This window comes from Streptomyces sp. B6B3 (genome assembly GCF_039871525.1).
Taxonomy (GTDB): domain Bacteria; phylum Actinomycetota; class Actinomycetes; order Streptomycetales; family Streptomycetaceae; genus Streptomyces.
Genome location: NZ_JBDPLU010000074.1, coordinates 1 through 656, shown reverse-complemented (window position 1 = coordinate 656; position 656 = coordinate 1). Strand labels below are relative to the sequence as shown.

Here is a 656-nt window from a genome sequence, read left to right as displayed (position 1 = left end):
CATCTCGCCGCGCGAGGCACTGGCCATGGACCCGCAGCAACGGCTGCTGCTGGAGACCTCCTGGGAGGCCTTCGAAAGCGCCGGCATCGACCCCACCTCGCTACGCGGCAGCCGCACCGGCGTCTTCGTCGGCGGGGTGGGCCAGGACTACGGCCCCGCGCTCCACGAGCCGGCCCCCGGTGTGGTGGACGTGGCCGGGCACCGCCTGACCGGCGTCGCGGCCAGCGTGCAGTCGGGCCGGGTCTCCTATGTCTTCGGGCTTGAGGGTCCCGCCGTGACCGTCGACACCGCCTGCTCGTCCTCGCTGGTAGCGCTCCACCTCGCCGCCCAGTCCCTCCGCACCGGAGAATGCGACATGGCCCTCGCCGGCGGGGTGTCAGTGATGCCCAGCCCGGGCGTCTTCATCGAGTTCAGCCGCCAACGCGGCCTCGCACCCGACGGACGCTGCAAACCGTTCGCCGCCGCCGCGGACGGCACCGGCTGGGCCGAGGGCGCCGGCACCATCCTCCTCGAACGCCTCTCCGACGCCCGCCGCAACGGCCACCCCGTCCTCGCCCTCCTGCGCGGCTCCGCCGTCAACCAGGACGGCGCCAGCAACGGCCTCACCGCCCCCAACGGCCCCTCCCAACAACGCGTCATCACCCAGGCCCTCACCA

The 656-nt window shown here is 73.6% G+C and carries 1 protein-coding gene; it reads left to right on the top strand.

All coding sequences use genetic code 11. From position 1 onward, the window contains the following. Window positions 1–656, top strand: a 656-nt coding sequence (locus tag ABGB06_RS39420) for a polyketide synthase (RefSeq protein WP_347600572.1), incomplete at both ends; no start/stop codon positions are given.